General features: G+C 66.4%; 21 protein-coding genes and 2 tRNA genes. 14 read left to right on the top strand and 9 right to left on the bottom strand.

The window, feature by feature from the left end; genetic code table 11:
• Nucleotides 1–23 precede the first annotated feature (23 nt).
• Nucleotides 24–1091, top strand: a complete 1068-nt coding sequence (locus IEX33_RS04530) for a PQQ-dependent sugar dehydrogenase (protein ID WP_229675222.1) — start codon at nucleotides 24–26, stop codon at nucleotides 1089–1091.
• A 114-nt stretch (nucleotides 1092–1205) separates the two neighbouring features.
• Nucleotides 1206–1281: transfer RNA gene (locus IEX33_RS04525), tRNA-Lys, on the top strand.
• Nucleotides 1282–1505: 224 nt separating this feature from the next.
• Here IEX33_RS04525 and IEX33_RS04520 read toward each other — a convergent pair.
• On the bottom strand, nucleotides 1506–1967 hold the full coding sequence (locus IEX33_RS04520) for a MarR family winged helix-turn-helix transcriptional regulator (protein WP_188728229.1): 462 nt from the start codon (nucleotides 1965–1967) through the stop codon (nucleotides 1506–1508).
• Nucleotides 1968–2063: 96 nt separating this feature from the next.
• Between IEX33_RS04520 and bcp the strand changes: the two genes are divergently transcribed.
• The 8 genes from bcp to IEX33_RS04480 all read left to right on the top strand — a co-directional run bounded on the left by bcp (nucleotide 2064) and on the right by IEX33_RS04480 (nucleotide 12119).
• Entirely contained in the window at nucleotides 2064–2537 is a 474-nt protein-coding gene (bcp, locus tag IEX33_RS04515; RefSeq protein WP_188727965.1) for a thioredoxin-dependent thiol peroxidase, read from the top strand.
• A gap of 98 nt (nucleotides 2538–2635) precedes the next feature.
• A tRNA-Leu gene (locus tag IEX33_RS04510) sits at nucleotides 2636–2717 on the top strand.
• Nucleotides 2718–2984: 267 nt separating this feature from the next.
• Nucleotides 2985–3659, top strand: a complete 675-nt coding sequence (locus IEX33_RS04505) for a fasciclin domain-containing protein (RefSeq protein ID WP_188727963.1) — start codon at nucleotides 2985–2987, stop codon at nucleotides 3657–3659.
• Between the two features lie 178 nt (nucleotides 3660–3837).
• On the top strand, nucleotides 3838–5508 hold the full coding sequence (locus IEX33_RS04500; protein WP_229675221.1) for an ABC transporter substrate-binding protein: 1671 nt from the start codon (nucleotides 3838–3840) through the stop codon (nucleotides 5506–5508).
• 79 nt (nucleotides 5509–5587) lie between these two features.
• Nucleotides 5588–7090, top strand: a complete 1503-nt coding sequence (locus IEX33_RS04495) for a malate:quinone oxidoreductase (RefSeq protein WP_188727961.1) — start codon at nucleotides 5588–5590, stop codon at nucleotides 7088–7090.
• A 69-nt stretch (nucleotides 7091–7159) separates the two neighbouring features.
• Nucleotides 7160–10390, top strand: a complete 3231-nt coding sequence (locus tag IEX33_RS04490; RefSeq protein WP_188727959.1) for an efflux RND transporter permease subunit — start codon at nucleotides 7160–7162, stop codon at nucleotides 10388–10390.
• A gap of 137 nt (nucleotides 10391–10527) precedes the next feature.
• Nucleotides 10528–11637 (top strand): LLM class flavin-dependent oxidoreductase, encoded by a 1110-nt coding sequence (locus IEX33_RS04485; RefSeq protein ID WP_188727958.1) that lies wholly within the window; start codon nucleotides 10528–10530, stop codon nucleotides 11635–11637.
• On the top strand, nucleotides 11637–12119 hold the full coding sequence (locus IEX33_RS04480; RefSeq protein ID WP_104184868.1) for a MarR family winged helix-turn-helix transcriptional regulator: 483 nt from the start codon (nucleotides 11637–11639) through the stop codon (nucleotides 12117–12119). Before IEX33_RS04485 ends, IEX33_RS04480 begins: the two co-directional genes overlap by 1 nt.
• Here IEX33_RS04480 and IEX33_RS04475 read toward each other — a convergent pair.
• Nucleotides 12116–12922, bottom strand: a complete 807-nt coding sequence (locus IEX33_RS04475) for a transglutaminase-like domain-containing protein (protein WP_188727956.1) — start codon at nucleotides 12920–12922, stop codon at nucleotides 12116–12118. The two genes, IEX33_RS04480 and IEX33_RS04475, sit on opposite strands and share 4 nt — an antisense overlap.
• 72 nt (nucleotides 12923–12994) lie before the next feature.
• Nucleotides 12995–13807 (bottom strand): hypothetical protein, encoded by an 813-nt coding sequence (locus IEX33_RS04470; RefSeq protein WP_188727954.1) that lies wholly within the window; start codon nucleotides 13805–13807, stop codon nucleotides 12995–12997.
• 145 nt (nucleotides 13808–13952) lie between these two features.
• Here IEX33_RS04470 and IEX33_RS04465 point away from each other — a divergent pair, with 145 nt between their 5' ends.
• Entirely contained in the window at nucleotides 13953–14615 is a 663-nt protein-coding gene (locus tag IEX33_RS04465; RefSeq protein WP_104184871.1) for a DUF1684 domain-containing protein, read from the top strand.
• Between the two features lie 43 nt (nucleotides 14616–14658).
• Here IEX33_RS04465 and IEX33_RS04460 read toward each other — a convergent pair whose 3' ends face one another.
• Genes IEX33_RS04460 through IEX33_RS04440 form a run of 5 tightly spaced genes read right to left on the bottom strand, consistent with a single transcriptional unit; the run spans nucleotide 14659 to nucleotide 20537 of the window.
• Entirely contained in the window at nucleotides 14659–15813 is a 1155-nt protein-coding gene (locus IEX33_RS04460; RefSeq protein ID WP_188727952.1) for a cysteine desulfurase family protein, read from the bottom strand.
• A gap of 3 nt (nucleotides 15814–15816) precedes the next feature.
• Nucleotides 15817–16734, bottom strand: coding sequence for a carboxylating nicotinate-nucleotide diphosphorylase (gene nadC / locus IEX33_RS04455; RefSeq protein ID WP_229675220.1), 918 nt, complete (start codon nucleotides 16732–16734; stop codon nucleotides 15817–15819).
• A complete protein-coding gene (gene nadB, locus IEX33_RS04450) occupies nucleotides 16727–18526 on the bottom strand; it encodes an L-aspartate oxidase (protein WP_188727948.1) in 1800 nt (599 codons plus the stop codon). Before nadB ends, nadC begins: the two co-directional genes overlap by 8 nt.
• A complete protein-coding gene (gene nadA, locus IEX33_RS04445; protein ID WP_188727944.1) occupies nucleotides 18526–19830 on the bottom strand; it encodes a quinolinate synthase NadA in 1305 nt (434 codons plus the stop codon). The genes nadB and nadA overlap by 1 nt, the downstream gene beginning before the upstream one ends.
• Nucleotides 19827–20537 carry an NUDIX hydrolase gene (locus IEX33_RS04440; protein ID WP_174178087.1) on the bottom strand — a complete coding sequence of 237 codons (711 nt, stop codon included), beginning with the start codon at nucleotides 20535–20537 and terminating at the stop codon, nucleotides 19827–19829. The genes nadA and IEX33_RS04440 overlap by 4 nt, the downstream gene beginning before the upstream one ends.
• Nucleotides 20538–20794: 257 nt before the next feature.
• Between IEX33_RS04440 and IEX33_RS04435 the strand changes: the two genes are divergently transcribed.
• The 3 genes from IEX33_RS04435 to IEX33_RS04425 all read left to right on the top strand — a co-directional run bounded on the left by IEX33_RS04435 (nucleotide 20795) and on the right by IEX33_RS04425 (nucleotide 23862).
• Entirely contained in the window at nucleotides 20795–22177 is a 1383-nt protein-coding gene (locus IEX33_RS04435) for an amino acid permease (RefSeq protein ID WP_104184876.1), read from the top strand.
• 73 nt (nucleotides 22178–22250) lie between these two features.
• Nucleotides 22251–23090: an alpha/beta fold hydrolase gene (locus tag IEX33_RS04430; RefSeq protein WP_188727942.1), complete on the top strand. Its 840-nt coding sequence runs from the start codon at nucleotides 22251–22253 to the stop codon at nucleotides 23088–23090.
• Between the two features lie 124 nt (nucleotides 23091–23214).
• The gene (locus IEX33_RS04425; protein ID WP_188727940.1) at nucleotides 23215–23862 is read left to right on the top strand and encodes a phosphoribosyltransferase; all 648 of its coding nucleotides are present in this window, start codon (nucleotides 23215–23217) and stop codon (nucleotides 23860–23862) included.
• 531 nt (nucleotides 23863–24393) lie between these two features.
• Here IEX33_RS04425 and IEX33_RS04420 read toward each other — a convergent pair.
• Entirely contained in the window at nucleotides 24394–25725 is a 1332-nt protein-coding gene (locus IEX33_RS04420; protein WP_188727938.1) for an MFS transporter, read from the bottom strand.
• Nucleotides 25726–25823 lie beyond the last annotated feature (98 nt).

Below are 25823 nucleotides of genomic sequence, written 5' to 3'. Positions count from 1 at the left end.
GTCTCCGAAAGCGCTTGCCTGCTGTGGCTGCAGCCTGCCTAGTTGTGCTCCTGGCCGGCTGCACGGGCGGTGACGGCGGCGGGCCCACCGGAAGCACGACCCTCCCGGAGACAAATGACGTGCGGGTGCCGGACGTCGCCGAACGCCTTGAGCTTCAACTGAGCATCCCCTGGTCCGCCGTGTTCCTGCCGAACGGAACGGCCATCATCTCCGAGCGCGACACTGCCCGCATTATGGCAGTGCCGGCCGGAGGAGGCAGGGAAGCCGTAAGCCTTGGTGAAGTTCCAGGGGTGGCGGCCGCCGGCGAGGGCGGCCTGTTGGGACTTGCACTGTCCCCCGGCTTTGCCTCCGACCGCTACCTGTACATGTACTTCACCGCACTGGAGGACAACAGGATTGCCAGGGCAAGGGTGCAGGAAACCGGTGACGGTGGACTGTCCCTGGACCGGCCGGAGGTCATCTTCACCGGCATCCCGAAAGCCACCACCCACAACGGCGGCAGGATCCGCTTCGGCCCGGATGGATTGCTGTACGTGGGGACGGGCGACTCGCAGCGGAGGGACCAGCCGCAGGACCCCGACGCCCTGGGCGGCAAGATCCTGCGGCTGACGGCCGACGGCGGTCCGGCGCCGGGCAATCCCTTCGGCAACGCCGTCTACAGCCTGGGCCACCGCAACGTCCAGGGCCTCGCCTGGGACAGCGCGGGACGGCTGTGGGCCAGTGAATTCGGCCCCGACGTCAATGACGAACTGAACCTGATCGTTGCCGGGGGAAATTACGGCTGGCCGGCGGTGACCGGCGCACCCCGCCGCCCCGAGTTCCAGGATGCAAAGGTCGTGTGGCCTTCAACCAGCGAATCGTCCCCCAGCGGCCTGGAGATCGTGGGATCCACCGCCTACCTCGGGGCGCTCCGGGGCCAGCGGCTGTGGACGGTGCCACTTGCGGGCGAGGAAGCCGGGACGCCTGTGGGCCATTTCACACGCCAGTACGGCAGGATCCGCGACGTCGTACGGACTCCGGAGGGCGGATTCTGGCTCCTGACCAACAACGAAAACCCTGATTTGGTGCTGGTTTTGCCCCCGTTCTCCTGATGCGGGAGCAGTCCAGGGCTCCGATTTCACATGGGCAAAAAGTTCGTGTAGAGTTTCATGTCGTTGCGGAGATCAACGGGGAAAGAAAAGCCCGATGATCACAGCAAATAAGATGCACCTCTAGCTCAATTGGCAGAGCAATTGACTCTTAATCAATGGGTTCCGGGTTCAAGTCCCGGGGGGTGCACCACTGGGAAAACAGCCTCCGGCTCGCGGAAACGCGAACCGGGGGCTGTTTTGTTGTGTGCCACATTGCAGGCGAATCTTTTGACATTCATTCCAAGTTTTCGCTTCCTGCTGCTGATCCTCGACAGGAGACCTTCGTCCGCCTCCACCAGACACCTGATGACCACCAAAAAAGGCGTGACCGCAGCTGAGAAGCTGTGGCCACGCCTGGGCGCTGGAGGCGCCGGTTTAGCGTGTTGACGGCGAGTTCTCTATCAATGCTCCCTCGCCGGGAGAATTGGCGAACTGGCTTGCGAGTTCCCGCACCACTGCCTGGAGCTCCTGCCGCAGCAGGTCCGGATCGATCGAGGCTGACGCCAGCACGGACCGTTCCATTTCCACCGCCGCCGCAACCGCTTCCTTGCCCTGCTCGGTAAGGGACACAACGTGGCTCCTGCGGTCCGAGGTGCTGCGGACCCGGACAATGTGCCCGTGGGCCTCCAAGCGGCTGAGCGTCTTACCCATGGTCTGGGCCTGGACGCGAACGTACTGCGCCAGCTGGGCTTGCGTCATGGGGCCCTGGGCATCCAGGACCTCGATGGCTATAACACCGGCGTGGGTGAGGCCGATGGCGCCAAGTTTTTCGTTCCAGGAGTGTTCGACGAGGCGCGCAGCAGTGGACAAGAGGCGCCCCGTGGGCCAGTGATCCATATCAGGCATAGCAGCCAGTATAGCCAAATAGGGATTAGCGCTGGTTCCCGGTGCTTACTAGGCTGGTGTGTCCCGCCTGCAACTAGGAGAAAAACATTGGCTGAAAGACTCGCTACCGGAGACGACGCGCCCGGTTTTACATTGAAGGATTCGTCAGGCACCGACGTCAGTCTGTCCCCCCGCCCGGGCCGCCACACCATTGTGTACTTCTACCCGGCGGCCGCCACACCGGGCTGTACCAAGGAAGCGTGCGATTTCCGCGACAGCCTGGCCTCCCTCCAGTCGGCTGGCTACGACGTCCTGGGCATCTCCCCCGATCCCGTGGAAAAGCTTGCAATATTCGCAGCCAAGGAAGGCTTGGGCTTCCCTTTGCTCTCGGATACGGACCATGCGGTTGCCGAGGCATATGGCGCCTGGGGCGAAAAAAAGAACTACGGCAAGACCTATGAGGGGCTCATCCGTTCCACCATCGTGGTGGACCCGGACGGGAAGGTTGCTCTTGCCCAGTACAACGTCAGGGCCACAGGCCACGTAGCCAAACTTCGGCGGGACCTGAACCTGGGCGCCTGACAAACATCCGCTAAGCCGGGGCCCTGCCGCGGCGACGCTACAATGGACACTGGCATCCGCCGTCGGGCCCTTTGGGGGCAGCAGCGGCAGGAAGCCCTGCGCGAGTGGTGAAATTGGCAGACACGCAGGATTTAGGTTCCTGTGCCTTCGGGCGTGGGGGTTCAAGTCCCCCCTTGCGCACTGTAAGGTCCCCCGGCTGTGGCCGGGGGACCTTCGCATTTAACGCTCCTTTCCCCCCGCCCCCTCCGCCCGCCCCCTTCCGCGAGGTCCAGAAGGGGAATCCGGGCTCCGCCGAAAAACTCCAAGGAATTTACCCATCCACATCCTGCCGCCGGCCGAATAGACAGTGAGACACCAGCCAAGGGCAGGTGCCCACCAGCAAGTTTCGAATGACGCCGCAGGCACCACGCCCGCGGCGGGTAGATGCCACAACCAAGGAGAACCGACATGCAGACCATCAAGCGCACAACCTTCACCGTCGCAGGCGTTGCAGCAGCAGCCCTGTTCAGCCTGACTGCCTGCGGCGGGTCCGCAACCACCACCGCCTCCTCCGCCCCGGCAGCCGAGCCGTCCGCGTCCAGCATGGCCCCCTCGCCGTCGGCCAGCACCTCTGCCGCGGCCATGGACCCGGCCGCCAACCTGGTTGGCCCGGGCTGCGCTGCCTACGCCGAGCAGGTCCCCTCCGGCGCAGGCTCGGTTGAGGGCATGGCCCTTGACCCCGTTGCCGTCGCGGCATCCAACAACCCGATCCTCACCACCCTCACCTCGGCAGTGTCCGGGAAGCTGAACCCCAAGGTGGACCTCGTGGACACCCTGAACGGTGGAGAGTTCACGGTCTTCGCACCGGTGGATGACGCTTTCGCCAAGATCGATGCGGCCACCATCGAAACCCTCAAGACGGACGACGCGCTCCTGAGCAAGATCCTCACCTACCACGTGGTTCCGGGCCAGATCACTCCTGACATGATTGCCGGCACCCACGCCACCGTCGAGGGCGGCAGCGTGACCGTTACCGGCAGCGGCGACGAGCTCAAGGTTGACGACGCCAACGTGATCTGCGGCGGCGTCCAGACCAAGAACGCCACCGTCTACCTGATCGACTCGGTACTGATGCCCAAGTAGGCACCAGGCAGGCCAGTTCCGTCCGGTAAAGCCGGGGGCCGTCCGAAAGGGCGGCTCCCGGCTTTACTGCCCTGGCGGGAACCGTCCCTCCGGTTCCAGGTACCTCCAAGGAGCTTCTATTAGACTGGGCTCCGGCCCGCACGCGGCGGAGCCGGCAAAATCCCGAGGTGATAATCGAGTGCCCAGCAGTACATCGCGGCGGACGGTCATCAAGACCGGCGCTGTTCTCCTCGCCCTGGGCATGACCTCGTGCACCGCCGTCCCGGCCCCCTCGCCCTCCTCCGGCTCCCCCAGCACAACTGCCGCTCCCGAGCCCGCCGCTACCTTTAATTTCGGAACCGCAGCCCAGCCGCTGGGCCTGGATCCAGCCCTTTCCAGTGACGTTGAGTCCCAGCGCATCACCCGCCAGATCCTCGAAGGACTCGTGGGCGTGGACCAGATCACCGGGCAACCCACACCACTGCTCGCCACGGAATGGTCCGAATCCAACGAAGGCCGCTCCTACACTTTCAAGCTCCGGGCCGACGTTGTGTTCCAGGACGGTACCCCGTTCAACGCCGACGCCGTGTGCACCAACTTCAACCGCTGGTTCGCGTTCTCCCCCGACATAAGGCGGCAGGCGCCCGGCAGCTCCTTCAAGGGAGTCTTCAAGGCCCACTCCGATGAGCCGGAGCTCTCCATCTTCAAAAGCTGCACGGCCGAATCCGCGGACACGGTCCGGATAGACCTCACCCAGCGGTTCACCGCCTTCCTGCAGGCCCTCACCCTGCCGGCCTTCGCCATCGCCTCACCGGCAGCCCTCGCCGCGGGCACGGCTGACGTCCTGGACCAGAACCGCGGCGGGCAGCCTGTGTCAGGCTTCGGGACCAATCCGGTGGGAACCGGGCCGTTCAGGCTCGCCTCGTGGGACGAAGGCAGTGTCACCCTAACCACCAGTACCTCCTATTGGGGGGAACGCGGCCAGATTGCCACCATCAACTTCGTGGCCTACGACCACCCGCAGGCCAGGCTCCAGGCCCTGCTGGACGGCAAGATCGACGGCTACGATGCCGTGACGGTGGGCAACTTCGACCAGCTGGTCAAGCGCGGAAAGCAGATCGTCCAGCGTGATCCGTTCTCCGTGATGTACGTGGGGATCAACCAGGACATTCCCGTGCTCAAGAATTTGAAGGTCCGCCAGGCCATCGAAATGGCGATCGATAAGGAAACGCTGATCCGCCGGTTCTTCATTGACAACACCGCCAAGGCCACGCAGTTCGTCCCGCCCAAGATCAGCGGCTTCAACAACGACGCCCCGGCCCTGGGCCATGACCCCGCCAAGGCCAAGGAATACCTCGAAGAGGGCGGGTACGCCGGTGAGGAGCTCAAGTTCTACTATCCCCTGAACGTCACCCGCCCCTACCTGCCCACACCCGAAAAGGTGTACGCCGAGATCAGCCGCCAGCTCACCGCCGTCGGGCTCAACATCCGTCCCGTGCCGGTGGACTGGGCGGACGGCTACCTGCAGAAAGTGCAGTCCCCCGGCGACCACGCGCTCCATCTGCTCGGCTGGAACGGCTCCTACTCCGACGCCGACAATTTCGTGGGCCCTCTCTTCGGGGAAAGGAACGGCGAGTTCGGCTACCACGATCCGCAGGTCTTTTCGAAGATCAACCGGGCGCGCGGGCTTCCGGAAGGAGAGGAACGGGATGAGCAATATCACACCATCAACGCCCAGATCGCCGCGACCGTACCGGCTGTCCCCGTCGCCTTCCCCATCTCCGCCCTGGCCCTGTCCGACCGTGTACTGAGCTATCCGGCATCCCCGGTCTTAAATGAAGTTTTCACGAAGGTGCAACTAAAGCCTTGACGGAGCGGCCCAATTTCAGTATGTCCGCTGCCCGGGGATATTCTGTGACAGCCAGAGCCGCTGCAATCGGAGACTGATCGTGACCTTCATTTCCAAGACCCCACATGCCGACGTCGTCCTGATTGGCGGCGGCATCATGAGCGCCACGCTGGGGGCATTCCTCAAGCAGCTTGAGCCGGACTGGACCATCTCCCTGTTCGAACGGCTGGACCAGCCGGGGCTGGAAAGCTCCGATCCGTGGAACAACGCCGGAACCGGCCACGCCGCCCTCTGCGAGCTCAACTACTCCCCTGCAGCCAAAGACGGCTCAGTGGACCCGTCCAAGGCGCTGCTCATCAACGAACAGTTCCAGCTTTCCCGCCAGTTCTGGTCCCACCTGGTGGACCAGAAGCTGATCGGATCCCCCAAAGGCTTCATCAACACCGTGCCGCATATGAGCTTCGTGATCGGCGAGGACCACACCCGGTTCCTGCGCGCGCGTTACGAGGCCCTCAAGCCCCACACGCTGTTCCGGAGCATGGAATACTCCGAGGACCACGCCCAGATTGCCAAGTGGGCGCCCCTGATCGTGAAGGGGCGCGACCCGAAGCAGCGCGTTGCCGCCACGCGCGCCGCCGAGGGCACCGACGTCGACTTCGGGGCACTGACCCGGGAGCTGACCACCTACCTCGGGAACAACGGCGTCGAAATCAACTACTGCCATGACGTCACGGGCATCTCCAGGGCGTCCGACGGCGGCTGGAACCTTTCGCTGAAGTACCCCAAGTCCGGTGAGCACAGCAAGATCCACGCCAAGTTCGTGTTTGTCGGCGCAGGCGGCGGCGCCCTGCACCTGCTGCAGGCCTCGGGCATCCCGGAAAGCAAAGGCTACGGCGGGTTCCCGGTCTCCGGGCAGTTTTTCCGCTGCACCGACGAAACCATTGCCGCGCAGCACAGCGCCAAGGTCTACGGCCAGGCATCGGTGGGCGCTCCCCCCATGTCCGTGCCGCACCTCGACACCCGGTACGTTGGCGGCAAGCGGTCGCTGCTGTTCGGTCCCTACGCCGGATTCTCCACCAACTTCCTGAAGAACGGCTCATACCTGGACCTTCCGCTGTCCATCAGGCCCAGCAACATCATTCCCATGCTGGCAGTGGCCAAGGACAATATGGACCTCACCGCCTACCTGGTGAAGGAAGTGGCCAAGAAGCACGCCGATAAGGTGGAGGCCCTGCGTGAGTACTACCCGGAGGCTAAGGACGGCGACTGGGAACTGATCACCGCCGGCCAGCGTGTACAGATCATCAAGAAAGATCCGCAGAAGGGCGGCGTGCTGCAGTTTGGCACTGAAGTGATCGCCGGCCGCGACGGTTCGATCGGCGCGCTCCTGGGCGCATCGCCCGGAGCATCCACTGCGGTACCTATCATGATCGAGTTGCTGAAGAGGACCTTCCCCCGGAACTTCAAGGGCTGGCAGTCCAAGCTCAAGGACATGATGCCCGGCTACGGGGTCAAGTTGGACGAGAACCCGGACCTGGCTGTCGAGCTGGAAAAGGCGACGGCCGCATCACTTCAGCTGGAGAGCGTTTCCGCCAACCACTGACCCTGCCGGGGCCGGCGGCCGGCACCTTCGGGTCCGTATCAGTCCCTCAACCCCACAGGAGATCATGCGATGTTCCGGCTGGCACAACTTTCACTTGCGAACCGGGCCCTGATCGCACTGATCACAGTCTTCGCCTCGGTCTTCGGCTTGATCACCATGTCGTCGCTGAAGCAGGAACTCATCCCCTCGATCGAGTTCCCGCAGATCACGGTGCTGACCGCCATGCCCGGCGCCTCCCCGGAGGTGGTTGACAAGCAGGTGAGCGGGCCGCTGGAGACGGCGCTGAACGGCGTGGAGGGGCTGGAATCCACCTCCTCCACGTCCCGCAACGGCGTCTCGCAGATCACCATGGTGTTCACCTACGGTTCGAACCTGGACCGTGCGAGGAACCAGATCGACCGCGCCATCTCCAACGCCAAGCGGTCCCTGCCGGAGGATGTCCAGCCGCAGGCAATTGCAGGCAGTATCAGCGACTTTCCCATCGTTTTCCTGGCCGTATCCTCGGACAAGACGCTCAGCGAGCTGAACGCAGACCTCCAGCGGCTGAGCGTGCCCCGGCTGCAGAAGATCGACGGCGTCCGCGGCGCTGACGTGACCGGCGGCGCCTCCCAGCACATCGAGATCCTTCCGCGCGGTGACGCCATGGCCGTTGCGGGTGCGAGCATCACCTCCATCCGGGACGCGCTGGAGAACAACGGTGCGCTGATCCCGGCCGGCACGCTCGAGGAGCAGGGCAAGACGCTCTCGCTGCAGATCGGCAGCCCCGTGGATTCCCTGACGGCCATCGAGGCGCTGCCGCTGGGCGGAGCCAAAGACGGAGCCACCATCGGCAGCGTGGCGGACGTGTCGCTGAAGGATGACGAACGGACATCCATCACGCGCACCAACGGGGAGGAAACCCTCGCCGTGTCCGTGACGAAGAAGCCCGAAGGCGACACGGTGGGCATCTCGCACGCCGTGCGTGACTCGCTGGACGAACTTGAGGCGGAACTGGGTTCGAATGCCAGGTTCACTCCGGTGTTCGACCAGGCACCCTTCATTGAGAAGTCCATCAAGGACCTCACCACCGAGGGCCTGCTGGGCCTGGGCTTCGCCGTTGCGGTCATCCTGGTGTTCCTGATGTCCACCCGCTCCACGCTGGTCACGGCGGTCTCCATTCCGCTCTCGCTCCTGATCACCTTCATCGGCCTGTCCGCCACCGGATACTCCCTGAACATCCTGACGCTGGGTGCGCTCACCATCGCCATCGGCCGCGTGGTGGATGACTCCATCGTTGTCATCGAGAACATCAAGCGGCACCTGAGCTACGGCGAGGACAAGGTCACTGCCATCTTGACCGCCATCAGGGAGGTGGCCGGGGCCATCACCGCCTCCACCCTCACCACCGTGGCGGTTTTCCTCCCCATCGCTTTTGTTGGCGAGCTCGCGGGAGAGCTGTTCAGGCCGTTCGCCCTCACTGTCACCATGGCGCTGCTGGCCTCGCTGCTGGTCTCGCTGACCATCGTCCCGGTACTGGCCTACTGGTTCCTGAAGAACACCGGTGCCGCAGGCGCGGGGGCGGCAGCTCCCGCAGCCGCCCGGCGGAGCGCGGACGAGGCCCGTGCCAAGGCATTGGAAGCTGAACAGCGCAGCAGGCTCCAGCGCGGCTACCTGCCAATCCTTACCAAGACCCAGAAGCATCCGGTGATCACGCTGGTGGCCGCCGCCCTGGTCCTCGGTGCCACCGCCGCCATGACGCCGCTGCTGGCCACCAACCTCCTGGGCAATTCCGGGCAGAACAGCCTCACGGTCCGCCAGGTCCTGCCGGCCGGCACCACCCTCGCCGACACCAGCGCGGCAGCCATCCGGCTGGAGGAAGTGCTTCGCGGCATCGACGGCGTCAAGGACATCCAGGTGACCTCGGGCAACGCCCAGGCAGGTTTCGCCGCGCTGACCTCCACCGGCTCGTCCAACTCCACGTTCACCGTGGTGACGGATGAAAAGGCGGACCAGGAACAGCTGCAGGAGACGGTGCGCAGCGAACTGGCCAGGGTGCCCGATTCCGGCAAGATCTCGGTCGGGACGCAGCAGGGCGGTTTCGGCACCTCGTCCACCGTGGACATCACCCTCAAGGCGGCCAGCTCTGCCGACCTCCAGGAAGCCAGCGACACCATGGTGGCGGCGATGACCGGCGTGCCGGGCACCAGCGAGGTGGCGACCAACCTCGCGGCCAGCCAGCCCGTGGTCCAGGTCAGGGTGGACCGGGCCAAGACGGTAGCCGCCGGGCTCAACGAGGAACAGGTGGCCGGGGTCCTGGCGTCCACCATCAGCCCCATCCCGGCCGGAGAAGTCCGGATCGACACCAACGACTTTCCTGTCCAGATCGGCCAGGGCACCAGGTTCACCAGCATCGACGCCGTCCGTGGCATTCCCGTTCCGGCGGCGGGCGGGCCGGTGCCGCTGGGAAGTATCGCTTCCGTGGAACAGGTGGATGTGCCGGTGTCCATCACGGCCAGCAACGGCCAGCGCACGGCACGTGTGTCCGTAACGCCGTCGGACTCCAACCTGGGTGCGGTCAACGCGGAGGTCCAGAAGCGGCTGGCGGATGTCCAGCTGCCACCAGGGGTCACCGCTGATATTGGCGGTGCCACCACCCAGCAGCAGGAGTCCTTCCAGCAGCTCGGGCTGGCCCTGCTGGCGGCCATCGCCATCGTGTACGTGATCATGGTGGCCACCTTCAAATCCCTCATCCAGCCGCTGATCCTGCTGGTATCGGTCCCGTTTGCAGCCACCGGAGCCGTAGCACTGCTCCTGGTGACAGGCGTGCCCCTGGGACTGCCTTCGCTGATCGGCATGCTCATGCTGGTGGGGATCGTGGTCACCAACGCCATCGTGCTGATCGACCTCATCAATCAGTACCGGCAGCCCCGGGACGGCCGGCCGGGCATGAACGTGGCGGATGCGATCACGCACGGGGCACGGCAGCGCCTGCGCCCCATCCTGATGACCGCGCTCGCCACCGTGTTCGCGCTGACGCCCATGGCCATGGGCCTCACCGGCGGCGGTGGCTTCATCTCGCAGCCGCTGGCGGTCGTCGTCATCGGTGGGCTGATCTCCTCGACAGCCCTGACCCTGGTGCTGGTGCCAGTCCTGTACAGGCTGGTGGAGGGCCGGCGTGAAAAGAAGGCGCTGCTCCGGGATCTCCAGGCCCGCCACGACTTCGGGCCCGGGCCGGACGTTGATGAGGAGTTCAGGGACTGGACGACGGGCATGGTTCCCAAGACCAGCGGCCGCCGCGCCGCTCCGGGCGGCCCCGCCTAGAAACCGGCCCGGGCCGGCACGGGCTTCACGGAATATTTTCCCAAGGGATGCGTTGTACCCTGCGGTAGATGCAAATGCATCTAAATTGGACTACACTGGGACCAAGCCCGGAGAGTCCAGGAAGGGAAAGGCACATCATGCAGATCGGTGTTTTCAGCGTCAGCGACATCACCACAGACCCCACCACGGGGCAGACCCCCACCGAGAACGAACGCATCAAGGCGTCGGTGGCGATTGCCAAAAAGGTCGAGGAAATCGGGATGGACGTCTACGCCCTCGGCGAGCACCACAACCGCCCCTTCTTTTCCTCCTCCCCCACCACAACCCTGGCGTACATCGCGGCCCAGACTGAACGCATCACGCTGTCCACGGCCACCACGCTGATCACCACCAATGACCCGGTGAAGATCGCGGAGGACTTCGCGATGCTCCAGCACCTGGCCGACGGCCGTGTTGACCTGGTCCTGGGCCGCGGCAACACCGCGCCGGTGTACCCGTGGTTCGGCAAGAACATCCAGGACGGCGTGGAGCTGGCCATCGAGAACTACAGCCTGTTGCGGAAGCTGTGGGACGAGGACACGGTGAACTGGTCCGGCAAGTTCCGGACGCCGCTGCAGAACTTCACGTCCACGCCCCGACCGCTGGACGGCGTCGCCCCCTTTGTGTGGCATGGCTCCATCCGCACGCCGCAGATCGCCGAGGTGGCGGCATACTTCGGTGACGGTTTCTTCGCCAACAACATCTTCTGGCCCAAGGAGCACTACCAGCAGCTGATCGGCCTGTACCGCGAACGCTATGAGCACTACGGCCACGGCAAGGCAGACCAGGCCATCGTGGGCCTCGGCGGACAGTTCTTCATGCGGAAGAACTCGCAGGACGCCGTCAAGGAATTCCGCCCGTACTTCGACAACGCGCCGGTCTACGGCCACGGCCCCTCACTCGAGGACTTCACCTCGCAGACGCCGCTGACGGTGGGCAGTCCGCAGGAAGTTATTGAAAAGACCCTGACGTTCCGGGAGTACTTCGGCGACTACCAGCGCCAGCTGTTCCTGATCGACCACGCGGGCCTGCCGCTGAAAACCGTGTTGGAACAGCTCGATCTGTTCGGCGAGGAGGTCCTCCCCGTCCTGCGGAAGGAGTACGCAGCCCGCAAGCCGGCCCACGTTCCCGAGCCGCCCACGCACGCCGGCCGGGTGGCCGCGCTGCTGGCCGCCCAGGACGCGGAAAAGTCCGCCGCGGACGCGTGATGGCAGGCAAGAGCGCGGAGTCGCCGGTGCGGCTCGCCGCAGAAACCTGGGAGTCGCTGTTCCGGGCCCAGGTTGCGGTGATGCGGAAGCTGCAGTCCGGCCCGGCCTTCCGGAAGCTGGCAGTCAATGAGTACGATGTCCTGTTCACCCTGTCCCGGTGCCCGTCCGGCTGGCTGCGGCTCAATGAACTCAACGACAACGTCCTCTTGAGCCAGTCCAGCCTCAGCCGGCTGGTGGAGCGGCTTGAGAAGCGGGGACTCATCGCGAGGATGCCCGCGCCGGAGGACGGCCGTGGTGTCCTGCTGAAGCTGACGGACGAGGGACGGGAACTCCAGAAGGAGATTGGCCGTGAGCATGTGCGCGACATCTCCGAACTCATGGGCCCGGCCCTGACACAGGCGGAACAGAAGGAACTCATGCGGCTCACCACCAAGCTGCGGAGTTCCCTGGGCCCGCGGCCGCCCCGGCAGGACCCCCGCTAGCCCAGGGCCACGAGCCTGGCGGGGTCCTCCACCGGCAGGCTGCCGTTGACCACGGCGGTGACCTGCATCTGGCTCAGGCTCAGGCTTCCGCCCACCGTGGACAGGAATGCGGTGTCGGCCGAGTCCCGCCCGGCCGTGATCCGCAGCATCGACTCGCGCGGAGCCAGGCCCGTGGGATCGATCACGTGCCATCCGCCTTCCACGTAGGCCTCTGCGACGGCATGGAAATCCATGGGGCTCAGGCCGGGGGCGTACACGGCGGCCAGGCGTGCTGGAATGTCCTTGGACCTCAGCAGCGCAATGGCCAGGTGGGCGAAGTCCCGGCAGACGCCGCGGCGGCTCAGGAGGGTTTCCACGGCGCCGTCGGTCCCGCGGGAGGAGCCGCTGATGTACCGCAGCTCGCCGTTCACCCAGTTCCGCACGGCGTGCAGCAGCTCCCCGCCGGTGGCTCCGTCGAATTCCGCGTACGCGGTGGGCAGAAGGCGGTCCGACTCCGCGTAGCGGCTGGGCCGGACGTAGCGGATGCGGTCAGCAAGTTCCGCCTCCTCAGGCTGCGCCTTTCCGGCGACCGTGGCGGAGTATTCCACGACCACCTCGGACGGTTCCGCGAACTCCATGTAGTGGAGCCGGCCGCCGTGGTGGTCCGGCACCTCGCTCACGGGAACCTGCGCGCCGCCGGCCGTTATGGACAGGTTTTCCTCGAAGGACGAGTAGCCGGGGTTCCTGGCAGCGGCGATGGCCATGGCCACTTTGGTGTTGGGTGTGGTCTTGAAGACCAGGCGTGCGGAAACAGTGCGTTCCATGATTCTCCGGGGGTGTCGGCAGGAAAGAAGCCGCCGCCTGTCCCGGCCGGGGATGCGGGCAGGGAACGGGGACTAGTTCTTGATCTCCAGAGACATTAGCATCCGCTGGACGTTGGCGAAGTCAGCACTCTCGCCGGCGTACTTTGCGGCCTGCTCAAGGGTGTCGAATGCTTTGGCGGGCGCCACTTTTTCATCGGGCGCAAAGGCCCTGACGGACACCAGGTCACCGAAGGAGTAGTCACCTTTGTCCGCGGGCCCACGGACTATATTGCGCAGCTCGCAGGCCTGCCCGTCGGGGCCGCCAACCACGTTTGTGATGCCGTAGGAGCCGAAGAACCGGTACCCCTGGATTGCCCGGAACACCACCCTGGGCGGAATGGTCCCTTCCCCGCCAGCGGCGGACAGTTCAACAGGCACGCTGCTGATCACGGTGTAGGGCCGGCGGGCGTCCTCGGGACAGTCGGCGGACGACGGCGGGAGTCCCGTCCGCAGCGCCGCCATGAAGGTCCCGTCCGGCTTTTTCACTTCGATCTTCAAGGCACCGGGCAGGGTTCCCTCCTCAGGTGGGACCGATTGCGCTATCCAGGTTTCCGGCAGTTCGAAGATCACGGTTCTTGCCGGATCGGAGAAAGTCTTCCACGCGGAGGCTGTGGCGGCAGGCTGGGCTGTCGCGGAGCCGGACGCGGCGGGCGTGGCGCCTGGGGATGCCGCGGCCGATGCCGACCCTTCCGGCGGAGCGGTGGCGGTGGCAGCGGCGCCGGAATCACCGGGCTCCGCTGTCCACTCAGGCCCGCTGTTTGACGGGGTGGAGCAGCCGGCAAGGAGTGCGCCGGCCAGGAGCACGGCGGTCCCGAGCAGGACCCCCGCCGATGCAATGCGTCTCATGCAGCCAGCCTAACGGGACGGGGCAGCGGCAAGACCTGACCGAGGGCGGCGTTTCCTGCCTGCCAAAGGCGGCCGGAGCCGGGGCAACAGCAGTGCGTGTCGCCGCCGGCAGGGCATCACCGGCCCCGGGGACTAGGCTGGTGCTATGGCGGACATCCAGCACGGCGCAGCCGAAGATCACGTGGCGGGGATCTCCGCCGTCGACATTGCTGACTGGCGGCTGCGGACCTTTGCCTTGTACGACAATGTCCGCAAACTGTCCGTGGAAAGCCCGGCAGAAGCGCATTCCTACTGGCGGCACCAGCGCGACCTTCTTTTTGCCACGCACCCCGCCTCCGCGCTGTCCGAAACGGACAAGGCGCGCTTCTCCGGCCTGAAGACGGCTGACTATGATCCCATCTACCGTTTCCACGTCCCGCTGACCAAAGAGGGTGCGGGGCGGGAGATGAGCGTGGAAACCGGAACCGACGGGGTGGTGAACTTCGTCCGCCTTGGCACGTTCGACCTCCCCGAGATGGGGCAGCTCGCCGTGTGGAAGCTGCGGGGATACGGCGGCGGCATCTTCGTGCCGTTCCGGGACGCAACCGCCGGGCAGCCCGGCGGAACCTACGGCGCCGGGCGCTACCTGCTGGACACCATCAAGGGCGCGTTCCACGGGGTCAGTGGGACGGGTCCGGGCGCCGCCTTCGTCCTGGACTTCAACTTCGCCTACAACCCCTCCTGTGCCTACAACGAGGCCTGGGCCTGCCCCCTCCCGGGTCCGTCCAACCGGCTGGCCGTGGAAATCCCGGTCGGCGAGCTGTACTGACCGCTGAGGGCAGCAGCAAGCCCCAAAGCCTTGTGGAGGATGGCTAGCCGCCGAGCGCCCGCACGCTCTCCACTGCGTGGCGGACTGCCCCCGCTGCGGTGTTGAGGTCCTCCTCCGTGACCGCGGCATCGAAGCTGAACCGGACCGCTGTCTGAGCAACCTCAGCCTCATAGCCCAGCGCCGTCAGGACAGGCGACGGGGCATCGGACCCGGCTGCGCATGCTGATCCGCTGGAGCACACCACGCCCTGCCGCTCCAGCTCCAGGAGCACGGATTCGCCGCTGGTTCCCGGGAAACAGAACGATGCCACGGACGGCAGCCGGCGGGAAGGATGCCCGGTGAGGACCGCGCCCGGCACTCCGGTGAGCACTGCGTTGATGAAGGCATCGCGCAGGGCCGCCACACGACGTCGTTGTTCCTCCTGGCGGGCCTGGGCAAGCGTCAGCGCCGTGGCCATGCCCACGGCACCTGCCACGTTTTCCGTCCCGGACCTGCGGCCCCGTTCCTGGCCGCCGCCGTGAATGAGCGGCTCGATCCTGGTGCGGCCACGGACAAAGAGCACGCCGCAGCCCTTGGGCGCCCCCACCTTGTGGCCCGAAATGCTCATGGCGTCGATGCCCAGCGTCCCGGTGTCCAGGGGCAGCCATCCCGCCGCCTGGACCGCGTCCGTGTGGAAGGGAACCCCAGCATGCCGGGCCTCCGCAGCCAGCTCGGCCACCGGCTGTACGGTCCCCACCTCATTGTTGGCGTACATGATGCTGGCCAGCGCGGTTTCCGGACGCAGGACCGCACGGAGGGCTTCCGGCGTCACCAGCCCCGTGCTGTCCACGGGGACCACGTCCACCGCGAATCCGTGGAAGCGTTCCAGGTACCGTGCGGATTCCTCCACTGCCGGATGTTCGACGGCGCTGATCACCACCCGGTTAAGCTGCGGGCCGGCAGCCTGCCGCGCCAGGGCTATGCCCTTGACGGCCAGGTTGTCCGCCTCAGTCCCGCCGGACGTAAAGATCACCTCTCCCGGCCGGCAGCCCAGGACAGCCGCCACTGAGTCCCGTGCACCGGCGAGGGCCGTGGCAGCTGATTCACCCAGGGCGTGGTGGCTGGAGGGGTTCCCGAAGTCGCCGGTCAGGTATGGCCACATGGCTTCCAGCACCTCGCGGCGGACCGGGGTGGTGGCGGCTGCATCAAGGAAAATCATGGCTTACCCGGCTGTCAGTTCCACGTCCAGGCCAAGGTCCAGGGCTGCCACCGTGTGGGTGAGCGCCCCGACGGAGATGACGTCCACGCCGGTGGCGGCGATTCCCGCGACCGAGCTGAGGTTGACGTTGCCGCTTGCTTCCACGCGGGCCCGTCCGGCCACCAGCGAAACGCCCTGGCGGAGCTCCTCCAGTGTGAAGTTGTCCAGCATGATGGTGTCCACGCCTGCTGCCAGGACGGGTTCGATCTGGTCCATGCGGTCCACCTCGACTTCGAAGTGGGTGGTGTGTCCCAGCTGGGCTTTGGCCGCCAGGAGCAGCTCCGTCAGCCTGGCGGGGTCCCCTCCGGTCATCACGGCCAGGTGGTTGTCCTTCGCCAGCACTGCGTCGGAGAGGCTGTACCGGTGGTTGGCGCCTCCCCCGCACCGCACGGCGAACCGTTCCAGGATCCGGAGGCCGGGGGTGGTTTTCCGGGTGTCGGTGATCCGGGCCTGTGTCCCTTCGGCCAGCTGGACGAACTCCGCGGTCCTGGTGGCGATCGCTGACATGCGCTGGACCAGGTTGAGGGCCACACGCTCGGCGAGCAGGACCGCGCGTGCCCGTCCGCTGACCCGCGCAAGGTGGGTGCCGGCGTCGAACCTTTCCCCGTCCGCCAGCAGCAGATCCACCGTGGTGCCGGGGTCCACCAGCTGCATGGCGTCCCGGAAGACGGTGGCACCGCTGAAGACGCCGGGCACGCGGGCGTTCAGGACCGCCGTGGCGCGGGCATCGGCGGGAATGAGCAGCTGGGAGGTGATGTCCCCCGCCGGGGCGTCTTCGGCGAAGGCGCGCTCCAGGATCTCCCGGACGGGAGCCGCCGGCAGGGCGTGGTCCAGGCCAACGGCCCTGGCTGGCACGGGTGCGATTACGGAGTTTTCAGTCACGGACAAGGCTCGCTTTCGGGCGCAGGCGGGAGTGTTCTTGGAGTTCATCAGCGATGCCGGCGGCATCTGCAGGGCTGTCGCTCCGGTAATGGGCGCCCAGGGAGGCAGTCCGCTCCCGGGCGGCAGCCACGAGCAGCTGCGCAGCGAGCAGCAGGTTGCGGTCCTCATGCTCCCGCGGGCCCGGCCCGGCGGTTACTGTTCCGGGGAGAACGACGGCGGCCCACCGGTCAAGGGTTTCCGTCGCCTCCCGCAACAGCACCCCATTCCGCAGCACCCCGGCCTTGGCAGTCATCAAGCGCCGAAGAGCATCCCGCGAGAACGGCTCACTCCCCCCACCGAAGTTGGACGGCCAGCTCCCGGCCGGAGCAGCTGGCTCAGCTGGCGTCCCAGTTGGAAACCCCTTCGAAGGTGCGCTTCCCTCGTCGCCTGATGGGGCTCCGGAAGCGTACGTCAAAGGGAGGCCGCCCGCGGCCGAGCTAGTACGCGGAGGAGCTCCGTCAGGCGACACCCAACCAGAGACGGCACAGGAGGAGAGGAAGTCTTCAACAGCGCGGCGGCCGAAGACGAGTCCCTCGAGGAGGGAGTTGCTGGCCAGCCTGTTTGCCCCTTGGACGCCCGTGCATGCGACTTCCCCGGCGGCGTACAGTCCGGGCATGCTGGTCCTGGCGTGGAGGTCGGTGAGGACCCCGCCCATCCAGTAGTGGGCTGCCGGGGCCACGGGGACCAGGTCCCGGGTCCAGTCGATACCGGCCGCGAGGGTCTTTTCGGTGAGGGTCGGGAACCGCCGTGCCAGGAACCCGGCTCCCCTGGCTGCCTCGATGACGCGGGCGTCCAGGTACACGTGGCCGTTGGGGTCGCCGAGCTTGGCCAGGTGCAAGGCTATGCTGCGGGAGACCACGTCGCGCGGGGCAAGCTCTGCGTCCGGATGGTAAGCCCGCATGAAGCGCTTCCCGTTGCCGTCAACAAGGACCGCCCCTTCACCGCGGACAGCTTCGGAGATCAGCAGCGGCTCGCCTGGGGCGGGACCGGCTGGCCGGACCAGGCAGGTGGGGTGGAACTGGAAGAACTCCAGGTCGGCTGTCCTGGCTCCGGCGCGGACTGCGAGCGCCAGGCCGTCGGCGGTGGCGACTGCCGGGTTGGTGGTCTGGGCGAACAGCCTGCCGGCACCTCCCGTTGCCAGCAGGACGGCGTCCCCGTGCAGTGCTGCCCTCTTCCCGTCCTGCAGGAATTCCACTCCGGTGACCGTGCCGCCGTCGTGCAGGAGGGCGGTGGCGTGGGCGCCGGTGATGACCGTCAGGACACCTGCCGCCTGCCGGGAAAGCACAGCCTGGATGAGCGCGCCGGCCACCTTCGCGCCCGTGGCGTCGCCGCCGGCGTGGAGGATGCGCGGCGCGGAGTGGGCGGCCTCCAGCCCCAGCGCCGGGTCCCCGTCCGTCTCCACGTCGAAACGCACGCCGAACCGCTGCAGTCCGGCGATGTCACTCCGGGCCTCCGTGCACATCAGCCGGACGGCCTCGGCGTTGCAGTGCCCGGCACCGGCCTGGAGCGTGTCGGTGACGTGGGCCGCAACAGTGTCACCCGGGGATGGTTCATCCAGCACGGCCGAGATCCCGCCCTGGGCGTACCAGGTGTTGCTGTGGTCCAGTCCGCCTTTCGTCAGGAGAACCACGGACGCGCCGGCGTCGGCAGCCAGCAGCGCCGCATACAGTCCGGCAATGCCGCTACCCACGACGACGAGCCGGCGGCCCGCCGGCAGCACGGGCCCGCTGGACACTCTGGCCTGGCTGGACATTACGGCCTGGCGGCGAGCATACGCTCGAGGGCGGTCCGGGCATGGTCCTGGACGGACTCTGCCACGGTGATGCGGTTGACCACCCGGCCGGCCACCAGCTCCTCCAGCACCCAGGCCAGGTACCCCGGGTGGATGCGGTACATGGTGGAGCAGGGGCAGATCACGGGGTCCAGGCAGAAGATGGTGTGCTGCGGATATTCCGCTGCCAGCCGGTTCACCATGTTGATTTCGGTGCCGATCGCGAAGGTGGTTGGCTCCGTGGCAGCCGCGATGGCCTTCTTGATGAAGTCGGTGGAGCCGGCAGAGTCGGCGGCATCCACCACCTCCATGGGGCACTCGGGGTGGACAATCACCTGGACGCCCGGGAAGTCTTTCCTGGCCTTCTCGATCTGCCCCACGTTGAAGCGCTTGTGCACCGAGCAGAATCCGTGCCACAGGATCACCCGGGAATCGAGCAGAGCCTGCGCGTCGTTACCGCCCAGCTCCCTGCGCGGGTTCCACATGGGCATCTGCTCCAGCGGCACGCCGAGGGCTTTGGCGGTATTGCGGCCCAGGTGCTGGTCAGGGAAGAACAGCACGCGCTGGGCTCGCTGGAACGCCCACTCAAGCACGGTCCTGGCGTTGGAGGACGTGCAGACGATGCCGCCGTGCTCACCGCAGAACGCCTTCAGGGCTGCGGAGGAATTCATGTAGGTAACGGGGAGGACCGGAACCCGGCCCTCGGCGTCGGGCTCGGTGCCGAAGATCTCCTCAAGCTGCTCCCAGCACTCGGCTACGGAGTCGGCGTCGGCCATGTCCGCCATGGAGCAGCCGGCCGCCAGGTTGGGGAGGATGACTGCCTGTTCGGGCGCGGAAAGGATGTCAGCGGTTTCCGCCATGAAGTGGACGCCGCAGAAGACGATCGCTTCCGCGTCCGGCCTGGTGAGTGCCGCGTTGGCCAGTTGGAAGGAGTCGCCCACGAAGTCGGCGTACTGGATCACTTCGTCCCGCTGGTAGAAGTGCCCCAGGATGACGGCACGGTCACCGAGGGCAGCCTTTGCCGCGAGGATGCGTTCGCCCAGCTCAGCGTCGCTGGCGAGCTTGTATTCCTCCGGCAGCTGGCCCTGGCGCGGGGTGGCGGCCGGCGCAACGTCTGCGCTGGAGGCTCCGGGACCATAGGCGGGGATTCCGGCGAGCGCCTCGGCGAGGTCGTAGTCCCACGGGCCCTTGGCCAGGGCGGGGCTGCAGGTGCTGCCTTTCGCCGTCGCGCCTTGCTCCGCCTGCTCGCGCGTGATCAGCTGGATTGCTGTGTTGACGCTGCTCATAGTGTGCTCCTGTTGTCTGGGTCAAGGCCGGGCCGGCCGGTAAAGCGGTAGAGGCGTGGGGGGCGGTGCTTGCCGCCCTGGAGGTACTCGCCGGTTTCCTCTATTTCGGGGGTGGACTTCAGCTGCCTGCGGAAGTTCGCCGGATCAAGCTCACGGTCCAGCACGGCCTCATAGACCTCGCGGACCTGGGCCAGCGTGAAGTACTCCCCCAGGAGGTGGTAGGCCACGGACCCGTAGGCCAGTTTGTTGCGCAGCCTCCAGAGGGCGTAATCCACGATCGCGTTGTGGTCGAAGGCCAGCTCCCCCAGCCGGTCCGCCCGGAACCATCGGACGTTTTCCGACTCATCGGCGAGCGCGGCTTCGGTCGGCTGGACCAGGGCCCAGTACACGATCGATACCACCCGCTGGGTGGGTGAGCGGTGCAACCCACCAAATGCATACAGCTGTTCCAGGTAGCTGGGGGCGAGCCCGGTGGTCTCCCTTAGGTTCCGGGATGCGGCGTCCTGGAGGGATTCCGCGTGGCTGAGCGGTCCGCCCGGGAGCGCCCAGAGCCCCTTGAAGGGCTCCCTGATCCGGCGGACCAAAGGCAGCCAGAGCGTGGGCCGGCCGGAGCTTTCGCTGGGCCGGAGGGCAAAGATGACGGTGGAGATGGCCAGGGAGGGGGGTGCCGCCTGGCGCTCCGACACGTTTGCAGAGCTGGAGTACATGTTCCACCGCCTTCCTGGCAGCAGGGGCGCTTCGTCGGCAAGGCGCCCTGTCTAGTTATAGTCAGTTTGACCAAAACTAATTGTACGGGCACCTGCTGGGAAAATGCCAAATGTTTCTGTCCGGCCGCTACGGCTGTCCACCGACCACTCGCCCTGCGCGCTCCCCTGCGCCGAATACCGCCGGCGCGACGTAGACGGTAAATTCAAGTGGTCCCACAAGGAGCCACCATCCAGACCCCAAGAAGGTTCACGGCATTATGACGACGAAGTCCACCACAGCACGTCCCGAAGGACGCCGCCTGCACCCCGTCCACAGCATGAAGCCCCGGCAGCTGACCATGATGGGGCTGGGCAGCGCCATCGGTGCCGGGCTCTTCCTGGGTTCAGGCGCCGGTGTGCAGGCCGCCGGCCCGGCGGTCCTCATTTCTTACCTGGTGGCCGGCACCCTCATCATCCTGGTCATGTGGGCGCTGGGAGAGATGGCAGCCGCGAACCCCAACAGCGGAGCCTTCTCCGTCTATGCCGAACGCGCCCTGGGCAAAACTGCCGGAGCCACTATCGGCTGGCTGTGGTGGCTCCAGCTCGTGGTGGTCATCGCCGCCGAAGCCCTCGGCGCAGCCGCCCTCCTCTTCTCCGTCTGGCCCGCCGTTCCGGTCTGGGCCCTGTCGCTGGTGTTCATGGTGGTCTTCACCGGCATCAACCTTGCCGGAGTAAGGAACTTCGGGGAGTTCGAGTTCTGGTTCGCCATCCTCAAGGTGGCTGCGATCGTGCTGTTCCTTGCGGTAGGCGCCGCCCTGCTCCTGGGCCTGCTGCCGGACGTCGCCTCGCCGGGGCTCTCCAACCTCACCGCTGATTTCGCCCCGGCGGGCCTTGGCGGCATCGCCTCGGCGCTCTTTGTGGTCATCTTTGCGTTCGGCGGTACGGAGATCGTGTCCGTGGCGGCAGCGGAGACCGAAAACCCGGAGCGAAGCGTGGCCAAAGCCATCCGCACTGTGGTGTGGCGCATCCTGGTCTTCTACATCGGCTCCGTCTTCGTCATCGCCGCTGTCCTGCCGGCAACCTCCCAGAGCCTGTCCTCACCCTTCGCCGGCGTCCTGGACGCCGCCCGGATCCCCGGTGCCGGCACGGCCATCACCCTGGTGGCCGTCGTCGCACTCCTGTCCGCACTGAACGCCAACCTCTACGGGGCCTCACGCATGGCCTACTCCCTCGCACAGCGCTCGGCCGCGCCCCGCTTCCTGACGCGGCTTTACGGCGCGAACGTGCCTATGCTGGCCGTCGGGGTCTCGGTGGCGTTCGGATTCATCGCCACCGTCCTGGAACTCCTTTTTCCCGAACGGATCCTGCCGGCGCTGTTCCAGCTGGTGGGGTCCACCTGCCTGGTGGTGTGGGGAAGCGCCCTCGTGTCGCAGCTGATCCTACGGCGCCGAGCTGACCGCGCCGGCACGCCCCTGCCCCTGCGGATGAAGGGCTTCCCCGGCCTGACCATCCTGGGACTTGTGCTCCTGGCCGTCATTTTTGCCGTGGGATTCAGCGCTGAAGGCAGCCGCATCCAGCTGTTCAGCACATTTGCGCTCATCGCGGGCATCGCTCTGGCCTGTGCGCTGGGCGCCCGGCTCACGCAGCGGTCCGGCAGGTAGAGTAACGTCCAAAAGCAAGAGGCACCGAAGCGCCGGGCCTGTCCGGGCGCCGTAGTTGATGAGGACTGACACCATGAGCGGCAGGCACAGCGGCCAACAGCAGACGCATACCGTGGAGGGCACGGACCCGCAGCTCTACGTGGCGGTGCACGAGCCCGCCGCTGACGCCGGCCTTCGCCCCGTCCTGCTGGTGCACGGCTTCTCTTCGTCGAGCAAGCTCAACTGGGAGGACACCGGGTGGGTGGCAGCACTTCTCGATGCCGGGCGGCGCGTCATCACGGTGGACCTGCCCGGACACGGCCGCAGCGGCGCGCCGGAAGACCTGGATTCGTACTCCCCCAGCAGGATCCGGGCGGACCTGCTGCAAACAGCGTTCGACGCCGGCGTTCGGCCTTTGCAGGAGGGGGAACCTTCCAGCGGCCTTGACGTGGTGGGGTACTCGCTGGGTTCCCGGCTCGCCTGGGAGTTCGGCGCAACCCAGCCGGAAATCACGCACCGCCTCGTCCTGGGCGGTCCCAACATCTCCGATCCTTTGGCGGAGTTCGATCTCCGGGCCGCACAGGACTACCTGGCCGACGGCACGCCGATCGCGGACGAATCCACGGCCCAGCTGCTCAAGATGGCGCTGCTGCTGCCCAGCAACAACATCTTCGCGCTGCTCTCCCTGGTGGAGGCCGTCAAAGCCGAACCCTACGACCCTGCAGAAGCCGTGCCCCACGTCCCCATGCTCCTGGTGGCCGGTGACAAGGACGAACGGGCCGGCAGCCTGCCGCAGCTTGCTGAGCTGGCGCGGAAGGCGGGCGGGACGGCTGAACAGTTGATCCTTCCCGGCCGTAACCACACAAACGCCGTCACCAGCAGGGCATTCAAGCAGGCGGCCGTCAGGTTCCTGGCGGGCCAGGAACCTGGCTGAGGGCTTCTTTATTCCGGCCCGTTCCGGAGACGGTTCTTCAGTGGATTTTGCCGGTCTCTGGAGGCGCCCGCCGTCCCCGCAAACGGTAGGCTGAACTTTAGGCTGGACGAGCCTGGAGGGACTGATGGGCACGATTTTCGAAGACCGTACGGACGCCGGTGAACGGCTCGCTGCTGTGCTCACGCAGTTTCGGGAGCGGCCGGACACAGTGGTCCTGGGCCTGGCCCGGGGCGGTATCCCGGTAGCGGCCGCCGTCGCCAAAGCCCTCTACCTGCCCCTCGGAACAGTCCTGGTCCGGAAGCTGGGGATTCCCGGCCACGAAGAAACGGCCTACGGGGCGCTTGCGTGGGTGCGGGGCCGCACCGTCCGGCTGATCAACAAACCGCTGCTGGACCGGGTCCTCGAACACGGCGTGCACCAGGAGTGGCTGGACGCGGTGGAACAGCGGGAGCGGGCCGAGCTGCTCCGCCGCGTGGAGATCTATCCCGGAGCGGACCTGGACGTTGCGGGAAAGACCGTCCTCCTGGTCGACGACGGGCTGGCCACCGGCGCCACCATGAGGGCAGCGGTAGAAGCAGTGCGTGAGGGCGGGGCGGCCACCGTCGTGGCGGCCGCCCCGGTGGGCTCCGTGGAGGCGGAGGCATCCGTGGAACGGGTCTGCGACGCCGTGCTGTGCCTCCACCTGCCAGGCAAGTTCCGGGCGGTGGGCAGCTTTTACCGGCACTTTGACCAGCTGTCCGACGACGAAGCGATCAGCATCCTGGAGCAGTAGCGCCGCGGGCCTCTTCTTTTCGCAGTACGGCATAGGGGACGAGCCGCCACGGCACAGGCGCCCAGACGGCGAAGCGGGCCGGACCGCCATGGTCCGGCCCGTCGTCGTCCTGCACTGAGCGGTGGTGGGCCCACGCCGTCCGGGTTCTCTGACTGAAGCGAAGCGAGGTCAGGGGGACGGTGGTGGGCCCCCGCCGTCCGGGTTCCCTGACTGAGCGAAGCGAGGTCAGGGGGACGGTGGTGGGCCCCCGCCGTCCGGGTTCCCTGGCTGAAGCGAAGCGAGGTCAGGGGGACGGTGGTGGGCCCCCGCCGTCCGGGTTCCCTGGCTGAAGCGAAGCCAGGTCAGGGGGACGGTGGTGGGCCCCCGCCGTCCGGGTTCCCTGACTGAGCGAAGCCAGGTCAGGGGGACGGTGGTGGGCCCCCGCCGTCCGGGTTCCCTGACTGAGCGAAGCGAGGTCAGGGGGACGGTGGTGGGCCCCCGCCGTCCGGGTTCCCTGGCTGAAGCGAAGCGAGGTCAGGGGGACGGTGGGGATTAGTGGTGGCTGACGCCGAGCGGCCGCCCCTTGGTTTCCTTGGCCAGGACCACACCAACGGCGGAGATGACGCACAGGATCATGATGTAGATGCCGATGGAGCCTGTCCACTTGGTGGCCTGCAGCAGGGTCTCAGCGATGGTCGCTGCGAACGCGCCGCCCAGGATGGCGCCGAACGCGTAGCCGATGGAGATTCCCGAGTAGCGCACGTTGGCCGGGAACATCTCGGCGTACATTGCGGACATCGGTCCGTAGGACAGTCCGAGCCCAATGGTGAGGACAAACAGCGCCAGTCCGTACAGCCAGATGTTCCTGGTATCGATCAGGGCGAACATGGGAATCATCCAGGCAAAGATGATGGCGTACCCGGTCAGGAAGGTCTTGACCCTGCCGATCCGGTCCGATATCCAGCCGCCCGCCAGGGTGAAGATCAGCCAGCCGAAGGAGGCAAGCGTGGTGGCCAGGAGAACCTGGGGCGTTGGCATCTGCAGCGTCCGGGTGGCGTAGGCAATGAAGAAGGCGATCAGCAGGTAACCGGCGGCATTGTTGCCAATGAAGATCATGGTGGAGTACAGGACCGGCTTCTTGTGGTTGCGGATCAGTTCTCCCAACGGGGCCTTGCTTTCCTTCTTCCGTGCTGCCATTTCCTGGAAGACCGGGCTTTCGGCCACGGCGCGACGAATCAGGTAACCAACAACGATGAGGACAATGGAGAGAAGGAAAGGCACCCGCCAGCCCCATGAGGTGAAATCTTCCCGCGACATGCTGGTGTTGAGCAGGAAGAGCAGCCCGGTGGCCAGGATCATGCCGATCGGCACGCCAATCTGCGGGTAGGCGCCGAACAGGCCACGCTTGTTGAGGGGTGCGTGTTCCACCGCCATCAGGGCCGCGCCGCCCCATTCGCCTCCTGCAGAGAACCCCTGGAGGATGCGGAGGAGGATCAGCATAATTGGGGCCCACGCGCCGATCTGGGCGTAGGTCGGCAGCATGCCGATCAAGGCGGTGGCAGCACCCATCATCACCAGGGTCATCACAAGGACTGCCTTGCGTCCCAGGCGGTCGCCCAGGTGCCCGGCCACCACGGCACCGAGGGGCCGGAAGAGGAAGCTGATGCCGATCAGGGCAAACGAGAGGATCTGCGCCAGGCCGGGGTCGGACTCGTTCAGCGGTGCCAGGAACAGCGGTGACAGCAGCGTTGCCGTCAGTTGCGCGAAGATGAAGAAGTCGTACCACTCGATGGTGGTACCGACGAGGGTGCCGGCGAGGACCTTGCGTTCCTCCCGCCGGGAGCTGGGACCGGCGAGTGTGTCCACCTTGGAAGGTGTGGTCATTGAAACTCCATTGTTCAAGGCAGCAGTGCTGCCGGGACGCCTTCAGGATTACCGACAGAACGGTCAGTTAGTTAGTAGGGTACACCGAAAATGTGAGG

The organism is Pseudarthrobacter scleromae (assembly GCF_014644515.1).
GTDB classification, from domain to species: domain Bacteria; phylum Actinomycetota; class Actinomycetes; order Actinomycetales; family Micrococcaceae; genus Arthrobacter; species Arthrobacter scleromae.
This window is presented reverse-complemented; position numbering and strand designations above follow the sequence as displayed.